The organism is Paenibacillus amylolyticus, assembly GCF_036894225.1.
GTDB classification, from domain to species: Bacteria; Bacillota; Bacilli; order Paenibacillales; family Paenibacillaceae; genus Paenibacillus; species Paenibacillus amylolyticus.
In genome coordinates this window covers 4,998,677-5,014,120 of sequence record NZ_CP145892.1, presented here as the reverse complement: position 1 = coordinate 5,014,120, position 15,444 = coordinate 4,998,677, and the positions used below count along the sequence as shown (strand labels likewise).

Annotated in this window: 14 protein-coding genes; 7 read left to right on the top strand and 7 right to left on the bottom strand. The window is 45.2% G+C overall.

Annotated features, from left to right (window positions below):
• Positions 1-275 precede the first annotated feature (275 nt).
• The 3 genes from V6668_RS22205 to V6668_RS22195 all read left to right on the top strand — a co-directional run bounded on the left by V6668_RS22205 (position 276) and on the right by V6668_RS22195 (position 3,382).
• On the top strand, positions 276-1,235 hold the full coding sequence (locus V6668_RS22205; RefSeq protein WP_338706730.1) for an AraC family transcriptional regulator: 960 nt from the start codon (positions 276-278) through the stop codon (positions 1,233-1,235).
• 309 nt (positions 1,236-1,544) lie between these two features.
• The gene (locus V6668_RS22200) at positions 1,545-2,747 is read left to right on the top strand and encodes an MFS transporter (protein WP_338706728.1); all 1,203 of its coding nucleotides are present in this window, start codon (positions 1,545-1,547) and stop codon (positions 2,745-2,747) included.
• 191 nt (positions 2,748-2,938) lie between these two features.
• A complete protein-coding gene (locus V6668_RS22195) occupies positions 2,939-3,382 on the top strand; it encodes an Hsp20/alpha crystallin family protein (protein WP_036668649.1) in 444 nt (147 codons plus the stop codon).
• Between the two features lie 122 nt (positions 3,383-3,504).
• Here the strand turns inward: V6668_RS22195 and V6668_RS22190 are convergent, their stop codons facing one another.
• Genes V6668_RS22190 through V6668_RS22180 form a run of 3 tightly spaced genes read right to left on the bottom strand, consistent with a single transcriptional unit; the run spans position 3,505 to position 5,442 of the window.
• Positions 3,505-4,152, bottom strand: a complete 648-nt coding sequence (locus V6668_RS22190; RefSeq protein ID WP_036617416.1) for an Imm50 family immunity protein — start codon at positions 4,150-4,152, stop codon at positions 3,505-3,507.
• 53 nt (positions 4,153-4,205) lie between these two features.
• Positions 4,206-4,763 (bottom strand): DUF1697 domain-containing protein, encoded by a 558-nt coding sequence (locus V6668_RS22185; protein ID WP_338706726.1) that lies wholly within the window; start codon positions 4,761-4,763, stop codon positions 4,206-4,208.
• 34 nt (positions 4,764-4,797) lie between these two features.
• Positions 4,798-5,442 carry a hypothetical protein gene (locus tag V6668_RS22180; RefSeq protein ID WP_338706724.1) on the bottom strand — a complete coding sequence of 215 codons (645 nt, stop codon included), beginning with the start codon at positions 5,440-5,442 and terminating at the stop codon, positions 4,798-4,800.
• A 333-nt stretch (positions 5,443-5,775) separates the two neighbouring features.
• Between V6668_RS22180 and V6668_RS22175 the strand changes: the two genes are divergently transcribed.
• On the top strand, positions 5,776-7,410 hold the full coding sequence (locus V6668_RS22175) for a DUF1593 domain-containing protein (protein ID WP_338706722.1): 1,635 nt from the start codon (positions 5,776-5,778) through the stop codon (positions 7,408-7,410).
• 85 nt (positions 7,411-7,495) lie between these two features.
• Here V6668_RS22175 and V6668_RS22170 read toward each other — a convergent pair whose 3' ends face one another.
• Both V6668_RS22170 and V6668_RS22165 read right to left on the bottom strand, forming a co-directional pair.
• Positions 7,496-8,059, bottom strand: a complete 564-nt coding sequence (locus V6668_RS22170; protein WP_338706720.1) for a TetR/AcrR family transcriptional regulator — start codon at positions 8,057-8,059, stop codon at positions 7,496-7,498.
• Positions 8,052-9,266 (bottom strand): MFS transporter, encoded by a 1,215-nt coding sequence (locus V6668_RS22165; RefSeq protein WP_282320587.1) that lies wholly within the window; start codon positions 9,264-9,266, stop codon positions 8,052-8,054. The genes V6668_RS22170 and V6668_RS22165 overlap by 8 nt, the downstream gene beginning before the upstream one ends.
• A gap of 219 nt (positions 9,267-9,485) precedes the next feature.
• Between V6668_RS22165 and V6668_RS22160 the strand changes: the two genes are divergently transcribed.
• Together V6668_RS22160 and V6668_RS22155 are read left to right on the top strand one after the other, a co-directional pair.
• Positions 9,486-10,292, top strand: a complete 807-nt coding sequence (locus V6668_RS22160) for an alpha/beta hydrolase (RefSeq protein WP_338706719.1) — start codon at positions 9,486-9,488, stop codon at positions 10,290-10,292.
• 25 nt (positions 10,293-10,317) lie between these two features.
• A complete protein-coding gene (locus V6668_RS22155; RefSeq protein ID WP_338706717.1) occupies positions 10,318-11,301 on the top strand; it encodes a sensor domain-containing diguanylate cyclase in 984 nt (327 codons plus the stop codon).
• Between the two features lie 130 nt (positions 11,302-11,431).
• On the opposite strand, the gene V6668_RS22150 is transcribed toward V6668_RS22155, so the two are convergent.
• Positions 11,432-12,919 (bottom strand): DUF5123 domain-containing protein, encoded by a 1,488-nt coding sequence (locus tag V6668_RS22150; RefSeq protein ID WP_338706716.1) that lies wholly within the window; start codon positions 12,917-12,919, stop codon positions 11,432-11,434.
• A gap of 102 nt (positions 12,920-13,021) precedes the next feature.
• Between V6668_RS22150 and V6668_RS22145 the strand changes: the two genes are divergently transcribed.
• A complete protein-coding gene (locus V6668_RS22145; RefSeq protein WP_338706714.1) occupies positions 13,022-13,678 on the top strand; it encodes a DUF2625 family protein in 657 nt (218 codons plus the stop codon).
• Positions 13,679-13,829: 151 nt separating this feature from the next.
• Here the strand turns inward: V6668_RS22145 and V6668_RS22140 are convergent, their stop codons facing one another.
• Complete coding sequence (locus V6668_RS22140) at positions 13,830-15,170, bottom strand: MFS transporter (RefSeq protein ID WP_338706712.1); 1,341 nt, start codon at positions 15,168-15,170, stop codon at positions 13,830-13,832.
• Positions 15,171-15,444: the final 274 nt, after the last annotated feature.

The following is a 15,444-nucleotide window of genomic DNA, read 5'->3' as shown; positions in this document are numbered from 1 at the left end:
TGTTTTAGTATAGGGAGCTAATGTTAAGGTAAGGTAAGAGAAGTCTGCGATTTGTGTAAAAGGTTAGATAAGAGATATTTTTCCAAATTTGATATGTAAGTTAGTGTATAAAATGATGTTGTCACATGAAGAAAAAAGCAGACGTGAACCTTCATATATATAGGACTGGTCGAACGGGCGAAAATACGCTAGAATTATAATTGAGAATCATTATCAATTAATTCAGGCTTTCTTTAGAGGATAATCTGATCAAGATATAGGCGAGGTGAATACCCATGCGCACGGATGATGCATTAGGCGTAGTATATCAGCATTACCTGACCCAGGAACCTTACAGTCAGCAAGATGAACACACATATCTGCTCTCTCCCAAGGCGGGGAGCGGTAAGGTCAAAAGAGTGACAACATACAGTGGCATTGAGATTTTGTATTCCCAGGTTGAATATCATCAGCCTTATCCTACGTATTTTGCGTCGGAGACACCCATTGTGGAATTGCAATTTGCATTGTCAGGAGAGCGACATGTGGATATATCCGGTCAGGATTATTCATTATCGATAGGGCAAGGGGCCCTTATTTTTATGCATGATTTCGAAGCATGGTTCCATCCTCCGGCAAGGGAGCTGTATACGTCCTTTTCGCTGGGGATTCCGGTTTCTCTGTTCAATTATGCTGCGGCGCAACTGGGCAGTTTTAAGCCGATTGCGTTTAATCAGGTGTTGGGACGAAAAATGTTTAAGCCAATTGTATTTCAATTGGATGACCGGATACGAACGATGATCGACAATTTGATTGTGGAATTAAACAACAGTTATCGATCATCCTTAATGATGGAAGCGACAGCGTTGGAGATCTTGAATCGATTTATGATCCAACTGTTTGATCTGGCGCCAATCCCCGCGGGACTCTCCAGAGAGGACATCCGGAAGTTACATACGGCACGGGAGATTATGGAGGCCTGTATGATAGATCCTCCCTCTTTGCTAGCATTGTCCAGACAAGTAGGACTTAACGATTTTAAATTAAAAAAAGGATTCAAGGCACTTTTCGGAAGCACGGTCTTCGAATATTTGCGTCAGGTTCGTCTCGACAACGCCATGAAGTTGCTGCGCAATCAGAATAACAACGTCACCGAGGCCGCGATTGCGGTCGGTTACAGCAATGTCAGTGCCTTTTCGCAGCAATTTTATCGCAAATTCGGCGTGAAGCCCTCAGAGATGAAAAAGATTTATTAAGTAAGATGAACTGAAACATTATACGAGAACGAAGAGTGCAGAACCAGTCTGGAGAAGCGGAGCGTTCGCCTTTATCACCGGATTTCACCCTTTAATAGAAGGGTGAAATCCGGTGATAACAGCGATCGGAAGATGGTACTGTAATCGTAGTGGTCTGGTGTAAAGTTTTAAGGGTTCATCTTTTTTAAATAAAATTAATAAATCCGTCTTGCCGTGAATTGTTCCGTATAGAGGCAGTGGGGATTCATTCCGCCTTGTATACTCCAGGTACAGTGGGTACTGTACTGAAATATAGAGGAGTGTACAAACATGAATAGAATCAGAGGAAGTATTTTTTTTAGCGTATTTGCAGCCATGTTGGGTCTGATGCTAATTGCACCCATTATGCCACCACTTATTCGCGAGTTGGGCATGAAAGAAAGTCATTCCGGTCTTATTATCTCGCTTGGGTCCATTATGATGGCTGTCATGGCTCCGGTATGGGGCAGATGGAGTGATATAAGAGGAAGAAAACCCATCATATTGATTGGATTTATAGGTATGTCTGTGAGCTGTGCATTATTTGCACTGGCATTGTACGGTGGATTAAATGCATGGATCGGAGGGGGGCTCCTGTTAACCCTTCTGATTGTGACGCGCAGTCTGATCGGCATGTTTATTCCGGCGGTGCTGTCTTCTGCCCAAGCCTATATGGGTGATGTGACAGAAGGGGAGGAGCGGGGAAGTGGAATGGCGATTATCAGTGCTGCGAATGGACTTGGCCTAGTATTTGGACCTGCGATTGCAGGAGCATTTACCCTTATCGGTCTGCTCTGGCCGCTTTATTTTGGCATTTTTATAGCGATAGCTGCGTTTATTATTGCCTTGCTGTTAATCCCGTCAGCCAAACCGGTCATTCAGGCAAAACCGCCTAAAGTCAACCCGTTCCAACGTGGTTTACGAATGTACCTTGCTGCCGGCTTGGTCACGATGATGGGTATCATGACACTACAGGTTGTCGGGGGATTTTATTTTCAGGATCAACTGGCTCTATCCTCAGCGGCGACGGCCCGAATGGTTTCGTTTGGACTCATGTTCTCTGGAGTAGCGATGTTGATCATGCAGGTCATTCAGATGAAATGGTTGAAATGGCAGCCACGCCCAATGATTTTGCTCGGGTCCCTTTTCCTGATCGCAAGTATGATCCTGTTTTTGGTCTTTAATGTGTTATCCATGTATTATTTCTCGTTTTTCCTGTTTGGCATGGGTTCGGGTCTGATGATGCCGGGGTTCATGGCAGGTGCTTCGCTGGCAGTTAGCAAAGAACAGCAGGGAGGTGCAGCGGGATTGGTAGCAGCGATTCAGGGGATATCCGCCGTCATTACGCCTTTACTTACAACGACACTTTATCAGGTGGACAAACATGTTCCATTTATGTTCGTAGCTGTTCTGGTTGTCTTGCTGGCAATCATGATGATGGGAATGCGGAAGAATGAATCCAATACTGTAACGGACCCCATTCATTCGTTATAGTCAGACAAAGTCAGAAGATCAAGTAAGGTCAAAATAAAAGAAAAAAGGATCTATTTTAAAATAGTGAACCATGATGAAAGAAAATCGGTTTTTTTCGTCTTTTACAGACTTTGAGCCTTATTTGCAAGGGTATTATAATAATCAATGTAAGCAACACCAATAAACCAACCACACAAAAGGAGCTGATTTTCATGTTTGATCTGATTCCGTTTCGTAAACGAAATGAAGACCCGTTCGGACACATGTTGAAATCCTTCAATGACATGGTTGAGAACTCATTCCTCTCCCCTTTTGGAACTGGCTCCCAGCCATTCCGGACCGACATTCGTGAGGAAGAAGACAAATATTCGGTAGAAGCCGAGCTTCCGGGCATCGCCAAAGAGGACATAGACATTCAGGTTCAAGGTAATGAGTTGATTATTCGTGCCAAACGCAATGATGTAGTGGAGCAGAAGGATGACTCCAATCGAATCATACGGCAGGAACGCCGTTCCGGCGAATTTATCCGTCGATTCTATGTTGATCATATTGATGAGGAGCACATTAAGGCCAGATTGGAAGAAGGTGTGCTGAAGCTCGAGATTCCGAAACGTCCTGGTGATGATCAATCTCGCAGACGCATTCAAATTGACTAAACCAGATGCAAAATGTGTAGCTGAAGAAGTTGAGCTATCCCTTTATGGTAATAGGCATGGAAGAACATCTGTAAAGATGTTTTGTCATGTTGTCCCATGAAGGGATTTTTTACATAACCGGGTTAATGGAATTGAATATGAATTGTGCTGCATAGGAATGTAGCGGAGAAGCCGGATACGGCATCCAAGTTAACACGAATCTGATCGGCTGCATTAGTGAAACTTAGCTGTAAACAAACGTTAGATGCCTCCACAGGGGAGAACATCTCTTGCTGAATATGTTCAAAATGGAAGTGCACCTGCTGTTCCCATTCCTGATCAGCATTATGCGTTAGCACAAGAGAGAGGGATTGTATATTTTGGACTGTTTCCAGCTGCACATCCGTAATTTCGTCATAATGGAAGGGAGGGAAATAGCCCAGAGTTTCGATTACATGTTGCGCTCCGAGAATGGAAGCCAAAGGAGAAAATTCACGTTCCAACCTCCGAATATCCATTAACTGTGCCTCGTACTGAGGACTTGTATAGAGCAGGAGAGAGTCTGGTTCGCATTCCACGACTGTTCCGATAAAAGCAGCCCAGTTCGCGGTACCTTCCTCACCAACGGTAACAAGCAGTTGATCTTGAGCAAGCAAGTCGATTGCCCTATTGGTATGGAATTTCACTCGAAAACCTTGTCCCTGTATCTGCCAGGGAGTCTGGGGTGCATACCAGAATGGTTCCCGCTCTACGGATCGGACGCTGACGTTTAATGTCCATGCTCTGTTCATTAGACTACCTCCAATTGCCACAAGCTGCGTGGCATCATCTCCACCTGTCTGTATTATTTCTCTGCTGCTGCTTGCATCAGGGCATAGATCTTACGTGTGGTATTCACATTTCTAACCGTCATATAAGCATAGACTTTGGAACCCACAAGCTTGTTCATGCCACTTTTGGATGCATCTTCTCTGCTGACTGAGTATAAAATCGCTCCGGGAACATAGATTAGTGTGCCGATTCCCGGTTTGATGGGCAGTTGGTTCAGCACGGAGGGATCATTGATCTCATCCCATAGGAACATCACATCACTTTTGGCTGTGTCATCATTAACCCATTCTTCTGGCAGCGCCTGAATAACGCTATGGATTTCATCCATATTCCGCACCATTACCCTGATCTGTAAGCCAAAATCGGCGGCGATGGCCTGTTCTAACACATGGGATATCTCCCTATTTGCATCGGCACGTTCCTGATGATCGGCAAAAATAATATTGCCAGAATTGATATAGGTAACGACATCTAGCATGCCTGCTTGTTCAAACGTTTCTTTCAGCTGTTTCATATTGATTTTATTGTTCCCGCCTACATTAATGCCTCGTAGCAAAGCCACATAGATCATATGGGCGCCCCTCCAATTCCTTCAATTCACCGTTTTAACAAAAGGACAGATACTCGAAAAGATGAGCGGTATACTCTTCTCCCAACAGATCTTGCAATAAAGGTTCCACTTGTTCCAGATACTCGGGCTTAGTTTCATAGGTTTCTTCATCTTTTACTTCTCCGGCATAGGTGCGCGCCGCCTCAATCAGGATGGCTAGTGCACTGAAAAAGTCTGACAACGAATCAGCAACACGGTTTGGTTCTCCACCTGTAAAAGCGGCATATACGGGAGAGTTTGGTGCTTCTACATCTACAATTAACGGATCATCGTTAAAGTTTGCGATGACAACGTGATTTTTTGGCCAGGTGGAGGACTCCTCATAAGGTTCATTCATGCCAATCCAGCGGAAGCCCAGTTGCTGACGAAGCAGATGTTCAGGTGCGACAAAGGAGATCAGTGCGGCATCACCGATTTCGACGGCGGCATTTTTCATTTTAAGTGTACCTTCCGCATCCATCATTTCATAATGACTGTACAGATACTGAAGTTCTGGAGAAAGAGGTATTCGTGTATCCACTTCCGGCTGGTGATGTTGTTCGCGGGGACGCAGATCATGATTTTTGAAAAGTCCATAAGCTTCATTATATAAATCCTGCTGTTCCACCAAACGGCTCAAGGCCGCATCCAGTTGTTGCATGATGTTTGAGTCCTCCTAATAACATTGATATAATAACAGGCCGATTCGTTTGATTCTTGGCTATAAGCATTATACTATATCAAAGATAAATTCAAAAAAACATTTGAATACGTTTACATTCATGAGTGGACATGATATACTTTCACTCAAATAAGGATTGTTACTGCTTCGGGCAGGCAAAACCTGAACATCACTATGCGTGGACTTTGTTCCATTCATAATGTTGTTCGGGTTTTTTTGCATTCTACGGTCCATATTAAGGATAGAAAAACAGAGGACGTACTTATTTCCAACCCAACTAACATCACGCTGTACAGAAGAAAGGGGAGCATTATGAACAAGAGAAAATGGTTAAACGGTTTTGCCGCAGGTTGTCTCAGTATCATCCTGGTGATTAGTGGATGCGCATCCAAAGCGCCACAAACCGCGAGTGACACACCAAATCAGGCGACAGAACAGACAGAGAATGAAACCCAGAAACCTGCAAACAACCAAGCTGCCAAAGGCAGAACAGTGATTACAACTGACGGTGAAGTGGATGATATGAACTCCGTCATTCGTTTCCTCTTATATTCGAATGAGATGGACCTTGCCGGAATTGTACTGACCAGCTCGGTGTATCATTATGCTGGAGACGAGGAAGCGGGGATCCAACCGTTCCGCTGGACAGGCACACAGTGGGTGTACGACATGATCGATGCCTATGGCGAGATCTACCCGAACTTGTCCAAACATGCGGATGGGTACCCGGAGCCGGAACAGCTTCGAGCGATGACCAAGATCGGTAATATTTCCGATAAAGGGGAGATGGAGAAGGAAACCGAAGGTTCCGAGTTCCTCGAAACTCTTTTCCTCGATGATGACTCCCGAGACCTGATTGTTCAGACATGGGGTGGCACCAATACCACAGCCAAAGCGCTGAAATCGATTGAGGAACAGTACAAGGATACGGCCGAGTGGGATACGATTCGCAAAAAAGTCAGTGACAAACTGGTCCTGTACATCATCCTCGATCAGGATGACAGCTACAACGAATACATTGCGAAGAATTGGCCAGATATCCGCATTCTCAACGACCAGTCGAACTTCTGGCATTTTGCCTATGCATGGAAGATGCATGCCGAAGAAGTGAACAGTAAGCTTCATGGCGACTGGATGGTCAAGAATATTCTGAACGGACATGGCAAGCTGATGGATATGTATGCATCGATGGGTGATGGTAAAATGATCGAAGGCGAACTAGCCGAAGAACAACGGGGAAGTGCTGAGTATCTGAAGAACAATCCACAATATGACAAGTACGATTTTATATCTGAGGGTGACTCTCCTTCCTTCTTTTATCTGATTGATAATGGGCTGCGCAGTATGGAAGACCCTTCCTACGGTGGTTGGGGTGGACGCTTTGGCGTTGTGAACGACAAGCTGTTTAGAAACAATGTGCTTGATTACGATCCGTACACCAAACGCTATGAAGCCGAATACTCTCTGATGAGATGGTTTGACGATGTGCAGGATGATTTTGCAGCACGTGCAGACTGGGCAGTTGCAGACACTTACGAAGGTGCCAACCATAATCCGTCTTTAACGATTAAGGAAGGGTTGGATCTAAGTGTAAGTCCTGGGGAGGAAGTTACTCTTCACGCGGAGGGTAAAGACCCGGATGGAGATCAACTGACCTATACGTGGTGGAGATATTTCGAAGCGGACACTTATGAGGATTCCAAAGTAACACCGAACAAAGTTCAGCCTGAAATGGCGGGTGACCTGCAGCTTGGATTGCATCGTGAACTTGCCAAGGATGAGCAGGTGGATACGATAAAATTACAGGGCAGTGACACCGAAGCGGTGACATTTACCGTTCCTGACGATGCCAAATCGGGTGATACCCTTCATATCGTTGCCGAAGTACAGGATGATGGAGAGCATCAGTTGAAGCATTATCAACGTGTGATCCTAACCGTAAAATAAAGAAATAGAGGGGCTGTCCCAAAAGTCATCAACATGGCTGGTGGGACGCCCCTCTTATTTGTGTAGTCTCATCTTAATCGATTCGTTAACGCTGGATGCCTGACCAGAAGACATTCCAGGTGATCGCCAAAGCTTGTTCATAGGATTGCCGTGTCTCATACACGAGCTGTACATCCAATCCATCCATCACGGTAACAAAAGCTAAGGTGGCTTCTTCCGGACTCAGGCGTATATCGGAATGTCTGGTAAATACGGCTGCCAGCTCTTCCTTCAGTGTCCCGAGGTACGTTCGATACTGGGCCAGTACAAAATCATGTACCTCCAGTGGTGTGATAAAGGACAAGATATACATAAAAGCAACGTTTGGGTGAGTCAGAAAGCGATTTTTGTGTTCATGCAAAAAGCCATATAGCTGCTGATCCAGCGTTTGGGTAACAGACTCACTGAAAAATTGGCGTACAAACTGTTGTTCCTCCTGCACAACTTCCTCATATAACTCCAGCAATAACGCTTTTTTGGATGAATAATGATAAGCCAGGGATTGCTTGCGAATGCCTGCCTCTTCGGCAATCTGCGCCATCTTGGTCCCCTCGTAACCCAGACGATTAAAATGTTGAATGGCAATTTCTTTGATTCGTTTTTTACTCAATGTCTACCTCCAGTTGGCGAGCTGTATACCTCTGCTGTTTTTGGGAGTATACCAAATATAACAAGATATATACCACAAAAATGCCTATAGAGATAGCATACACCACCGTATAGGAAAATGCAGAAGCCACAACGCCCAGGATCAACGAACCACCGCCAATTCCGAGGTCAAAGAAGTTAAAGAAGGAAGCCATCGCACTTTCGTGCTCATGTTCTTCTACAAGATTCACACACCAGGTCTGAATCGCCGGGAATATGGCACCAAAACCAAAGCCGTATAACGCACCGGCGATCAGGAATTGCACATCACTCTGGGCGATAATCAGAACCAGTAGCCCCGCGATTGCAAACACGGCAGAAGGTAACAACACGGAACCTGGTCCCCATCGATCAAACATTTTCCCCGAAAATAGTCGAACGGCGAAGCTGGCGATGGCAACGATGAAGAAATACCAGGCTATATTCTCGAACCCTCTTTCGGCGGCAAATAAAGCCACAAAGGACATGATTGAACCCGCTGCAATGCCAACGAGCATAATGAGAAGGGAAGGGAAGAGTACCTTCTTTTCAATCAGTTTCACCGAAGGGACATGAGTTTGCATAGACTCGCTACTACCTTCTGTTTTCGGCTTTCTGGATACAAACACTGTCATTAGGAGAGCTAACAGCAAAATGCACATACCTCCCATAAACAGGCTCTGGTAGTCGTACCTAAACAACAGGCTTGTTCCAATCAATGGACCGATGGATATAGCGACCGTCTCCCCTACGCCGAAATACCCCATACCTTCTCCCCGGCGATCTCTTGGTATGTTTTCAGTGGCAATCGTTGCAAAATATGTCGTTGCCAAACCAAATCCGAATCCGTGGATCACTCGAAATACAAGAATCATCCAAATACCTGACGATAGGTAGTATGCGCCTGTCATTAATGCACAGATAGTGATGCCGATAATCAATAGATATTTTTTATCTATCTGAGCTGCTAAAACAGAAGTGAAGGGTCGAATCAAGATGGCAGAAAACATAAATACGCCGGTAACAAGCCCAATTTGGGAGGCTTCGCCACCAAGACTTGAGACAAACAAAGGCAAGGTGGGAAGCAACATTTCAAATGCCATAAACAATAATGCGTTGGCTAACATGATAAATAGGAATGATCTTCCCCAGAGTTGCTGAGGTGTAGAGCTATGTGTTGAAGTACTCATGGTTTTCCTCCGTAATGTTGATCTCAGTCGCGCGACATGTTGAACTGATTTTACCTGACGATGGTCAGATTGTAAAGCGCATATTCAGAGCAGGGGTTCATGATTTTTTGGTGGATGAGAGAAGTTATTAATTATTTTTAATTCATATCCCAACATTTTCCGGTATAATAATCAGATAAAATGATTCAAGTGAATACTACCTCGGAGAGGTGATATGCAATGACGGTTGATATACTTGTAAGAAATAATGTTAAGGTACTTGGCGCGGGTAGCCAAACGATTGTATTTGCTCATGGTTTTGGATGTGATCAGGATATGTGGCGTTACATTATTCCAGGTTTTATGGAGAACTACCGTGTGGTGTTGTTTGATTATGTTGGATCTGGCGAATCTCAAATTAACTATTATGATGCTATCAAATATAGCAACCTTCAAGGATACGCCCAGGATGTGCTGGAAGTTATGGAAGCGCTCGAACTAAAGGACACCATATTTGTCGGGCATTCCGTCAGTAGTATGATTGGTATGCTGGCATCGATTCAGAACCCCAAATATTTCAAAAAAATTATAATGTTAGGACCCTCCCCACGTTACGTGAATGATCTGCCGAATTATTATGGAGGTTTCGATCGGAATGATATCGATGAATTACTTGAGATGATGCAGATGAATTTTATTGGGTGGGCGAGTTATCTGGCACCCATTGTGATGAACAATCCGGAACGGAAAGAGCTGACGGAAGAGTTGGAGAAAAGCTTCTGCTCCAGAGATCCGCATATTGCGAGACAATTTGCCGAAGTGACGTTTTTATCTGACTGTCGTATTGATCTGGAGCAGGCAACTGTGCCAACATTAATCCTTCAGTGCTCGGATGACAGCATTGCCCCGGTAGAAGTAGGGGATTATTTACACGCTCATCTGAAGAATAGCCGATTGCAACAGATGACGGCCAAGGGACATTATCCGCATCTGAGTCAACCGGAAGAAACCATCCGAATGATTAAGGATTATTTAACGAGCGCATAAAACGCGGAAGAAAGGCAGTTATTCCATGGATATACAATTAGATCTGGCTCCCTGTGGATACTTCTCTATCTCTGATTCGGGCGTTGTACAGTCGATTAATCAAACTATGCTTACGATGCTTGGATATGAACGCGATGAGCTCATAGGGCAACATATTGAATCCACCATGTCGGTGAGCAACAAGGTGTTTTTCCATACGTATTTCTATCCCTACATCCAGTTATATGGACATGTGGACGAGATGTACTTCACGTTCCGTACCCGTGATCAGCAGGCTGTTCCTGTTCTGCTTAACGGTGTTCGTCAGACACGTAACGGGGAAAGCGTGGTAGATTGTGTCGTTGTAGTCATGCGTAAGCGAATCGAACATGAGAAGGATATTTTGCATACCAAAACGAAGCTACAGGAGCTGTATCAAGCGACGCAAGAAGCGAACAAAGAGCTTGAACGACTGCATGAGGAATATAAAATTAAAGAGCAGGCGTTAATCAAAGTGAATGATCAGTTGGAGACACTGGCCTCCACCGACTTGTTGACAGGGTTGAAGAACCGCAGGTTTTTCCAGGAAAAAATGCTTGAAAGCTTAATGATGTTCCAGGAGAAACAACGTTATTTCTCCCTTCTCGTTGTAGACATTGATCATTTCAAAAGCATTAATGATACGTACGGACATCCGATCGGAGATCTGGTGCTCGGCAATCTGGCAGGGCTGCTGCAAACGGTATCGCGAAGTACGGATGTGGTTGCACGTTACGGTGGAGAGGAATTTGTTGTCATTCTTCCAGATTGTGAAGAGGAGCAGGCGATTGGTATTGCAGAACGATATCGTTCACAGATTGCTTCAGCCGACTGGGGTGAATATAACATTACTGTGAGTATCGGTGCAGCTACTGTAGTAGAGGAAGATACGGAAAAATCCTTGTTCCAAAGAGCGGACAACGCCCTGTATGCCTCCAAAACCGGAGGACGAAACCGGGTGACACATGTAGCTCAGATGGTAAAAAGTTAAGGATTGAATTGCATCAAAAGAAAGCAAAAAGGAGCCTGTGCATGATGAGGGAGATGATCCCACATGCACAGGCTCCTTTTATTTGCATGAAAAAGATTGACTACGTTGAGATGGCAGACTCAGGGTTAATTTATCGCGGAGCAAGGTAACCATACGCCTTAGCCGGAGAGTTCGCCTGAGGACGAAAATCTTCGCTCGGTTCATCCATAAATGCCGGGTTCACATAAATGGAGTGTGCATCATTGCCAGATCCCTTGATGTAGGCAGCGATGCCGGAGTAGGATTTATTTTTCCAAACCCACAGGGCATCTTCCTGCTCACCTGGTGAGTAATAGACATTATGGTCAAACACATTGCCGGTATTGCTAGTATATTCGTTGTATATTAGTACTTCCGAGCTGCCTGATACGAGAATGTTACGCATGAATGTATTGTTCTTTGTCCGTGACTGCATGAATAACTGTCCATTGCCTGCATTCAGGGTATCATTTCCCACAAGCGTATTGTACATAATCTTGCTATCCTCGGTAGCTCCTCGTTCCTCGTCATAACCTCCCATGGCAATACCCGTCAATCTGTTGGAAAAAATCAGGTTATCACGCACAGTAATGTTGCTGGTTGAACGTCCGGCATGCTCTGAGGCAATCTCAATTCCGATGTCGCTCCGGTATACCCGGTTCTGGTCGATGATATGATCTTTCCCGCCATCTACATAGATGCCGCCGGCCGAGTTGGTATCATTGGGCAGGTCTGTACCGTAGGAGGGATTGTTATTGGACGTAATATCGTATACTTCGTTGCCTCGTACAATGCCGTTCCGAGCCTGATCGTATGTGTCGTCCTCGGACGTACCCTCGTACCCGATCAGATCAATACCAATATTGTCGGAATCATGGATGATATTGTCCTGTATGGCAAAGGTATCAACATTACCGTTGACTGCTAGTGACTCGCTTGAACCAAGTGTAAGATCATACAATTCATTATCCTTGATGATGATATCGCGTAAAGCTTGAGGGTGCTCTGTGCCATATATGGCAATGCCGTGGGCATCCCTGCCCCGCAAATCAGGGCCTTCAGGAGTTGCGTAACTAGCGATCGCGTGTATGGTGTTACCTAACAGCTGAATATGCTCACCTGCTCCGTGGACATAGATCCCGGTTGGAACTTGGCCCCCAAGTGTGGTTGTGAAGTTACGAATTTCGAGATTCTGAATCGTGATATAACTGGCATTTTCAATTTCAATTAACCCTTCAATGCCCCGGACAGATAAACCTTTACCATCAATGATAACCTGCTCCTGAGGATAACTTGAAAATAGGGTTGGATTAGCGGAAGAATTACCGCTTTTGGTGATTTTGACTTTCTGATGATAGACACCTTCACGCAAATAAATCGTGCTTCCTGGCGAAGCATGGTCGGCTGCGTGCTGCAACGTCTTCCAAGGAGATTGAATGGTTCCTTTATTCGAGTCGTTTCCTTGGGGTGATATGTAATGGATGACCTGGGGATCAGACTTTTGAACAGAAACGGGTTCCTTCATGGCAGATGTATGATTCTGACAACCGGATACAAGCACCATCAGAATCGGAATCATAAGTATAACTACGCGAATCAAATCGTTTCCCCCTTGAATTTAGCTTTGAAGATAGATTATAGCAGATTTGAACGGGTTAATAACCCATGATATGCTCTTATAAAATCAGCGAGGAGACTGCTCATGAATACATTAACGATAGCTGAATTAGTAGATCGGGAGAATCACGCATGGGAAGAACTCAAGGAACTCCTGGATAGTGGGCAAAATACATATGTGTATGTTCCAGCAAAACAAGAGGCTGGAGAGGATACCCTCTATCGTCTGCAAATAAGCACCAAATCCTATTTGGGGGCTGTTGCTTATGAGACAGAAGGTATTGTACTGGACCATGGCTGGATCACGTTGCTTGGTGCGGGTGGTGACAGTACATCGGGGAGTCTCACCAGTTGGAATGGTGTGAGTGAGCAACCTTGGGTAGATGTGCTGGAAGGTATGATGGTCGTTGCATATGATGCGGCAGGCGGTTTCTTCGGACTGGATACAGGCAAGTATGGCCGCACGGGACACATATATTATTTTGCACCGGATACACTCGAATGGGAATCGACAGAACTGGCATATTCAGGTTTCATCAACTGGCTGGCGAATGGTGATCTGGAGCAGTTCTATCGGACCTTTCGCTGGAAAGGCTGGCAAGAGGATATGTCTCAGCTCCAGACAGGACAAGTATTTGCGTATTACCCACCACTTTGGACGCAGGAAGGTGACGGCGAGAGCAGTAATAAAGCCCCAATTAGCATAATGGAGGCCTGGAAGTTCGCACTGGACGGTAAATAGTTGGCATGCTGCTGTAGGATGAAATCAGGAAAGTAACCGGTAAGTTCAAGTTCATTGAGTGATCTACTTTAAAAAAACGGTATTCTGTTCCAAACTAAAAAAGGCTCGCGCTTGGCGCGGGCCTTTTTGTTCTGAACTTTAAACTCAATTATCAATTGTCCAATGTAACAGGTTTAATGCCTGAGCGTGAAGCTCTGCTATGCCAGACGGTCAACCCGAGTGAAACAACGCAGACGAGCAACAGACAAGCATACACCACATGATAAGCTTGCTCGACCGAGACTCCCGGAATGCTGTGCAGCAGCAGCCCACACACGGCTACAGACACCGAACCACCGAAGAACTGAATCAGTTGTAACATGCCCATACCGGAACCGATTTGCGCTTTGGGCAGCACACGTGACGCTTCATTATTCAGTGAAGCCATGGAGGCTGACAGTGCCGGTGAGAAAAAGAGATAACCACTGGTAATGATCAAGGCGGACTGATCCAGTCCGAGCATGAATAAAGCAAGTACCGCTGCGAGCAGGGTGTGTCCGATGATCATAAATCGCATATTGCCATAACGGTCGATCCAGCGTCCAACGAAACGGGTGCAGAATGCTGCAACGATTGCCCCAGGAGCAATCAGCAAACCAATGGCGAGCGAAGAGCGTCCATATAGATCAGCGAGCACAAGCGGCATCAAAAACAGATTGCCCAGATTCACCACCAGCACGCAGAATCCGATAAGGATTAACCGGGTATATCCTGGCGTTCGGAACACTTGTGGATTCACAAACGGAAGACTTGCTTTTCGAATATACAGGAGATGTGCAACAAGTGAAATAACGCCAATGGCAAACCACAACCAGGACTGCTGGGTGATCGCGACCAGAAGTGTAGTGGCGTTAATGACGGTTAATATGGCACCAATAACATCGAACGGCTGATCTGTTTTGACGGATTCACGGGGGAGAAAATAGAGCAATACAGGCAGAGTGAGCAGGACAAGCGCGGTTATGGCAAAAAGTCCGTTCCAGCCCCAGTACTCGCTAATGAGTCCGCCGACAATGGGGCCAAGTCCAAAAGCCATGGCACTACCTGATGAGATCAGCGCGATGGCAGCTCCGCGTCGTTCCACCGGGATGTAACGACTTGCAATGACGAGACCCAGCCCGGCCATAACTCCTGCACCCGCAGATTGTAGTATGCGTGTCAGCAACAGGATCGCGAAGTTATGCGCGAACAACCCCAGCAATGAAGATAACCCCAGGATCAGGAGCCCAACCGTTAACAGTTTGCGTACCGGGATACGGTCTGACAGTCGACTGTAAATCACCGTCGACAGGGCGTAACCAATCGAATAACTTGAGATGACCCAAGACCCCAGGTCTGAGGTGATTTGAAGATCTTGAATAATGACTGGCAAAGAAACATTGAACATGGTGGTATTCATCACAACGATGAACAAGCAGCATGTCCAGAGTGGCATGACAATTTTATCTTTCACGGTACCATTCCTGTCTTGGGTATGAATATGAATTCGGATTGAGCTTTGATGAAAATGTGATGAAAAGCAATATATAATTTTACGCCCAAATTTATCATATGGCAATAATGTCATACTAATTCATTCGGATGTGATGAGCATAGAAAGATATTAATAATAAACAATAGACGGATTTCCTGAATTTAACTAAAATGATCATTGAACATACATAAGCAGATGGATCAGCGGTTAGGTAACTAGATATGTAAGTAATTAGCATGTTTAAAATGAAGGA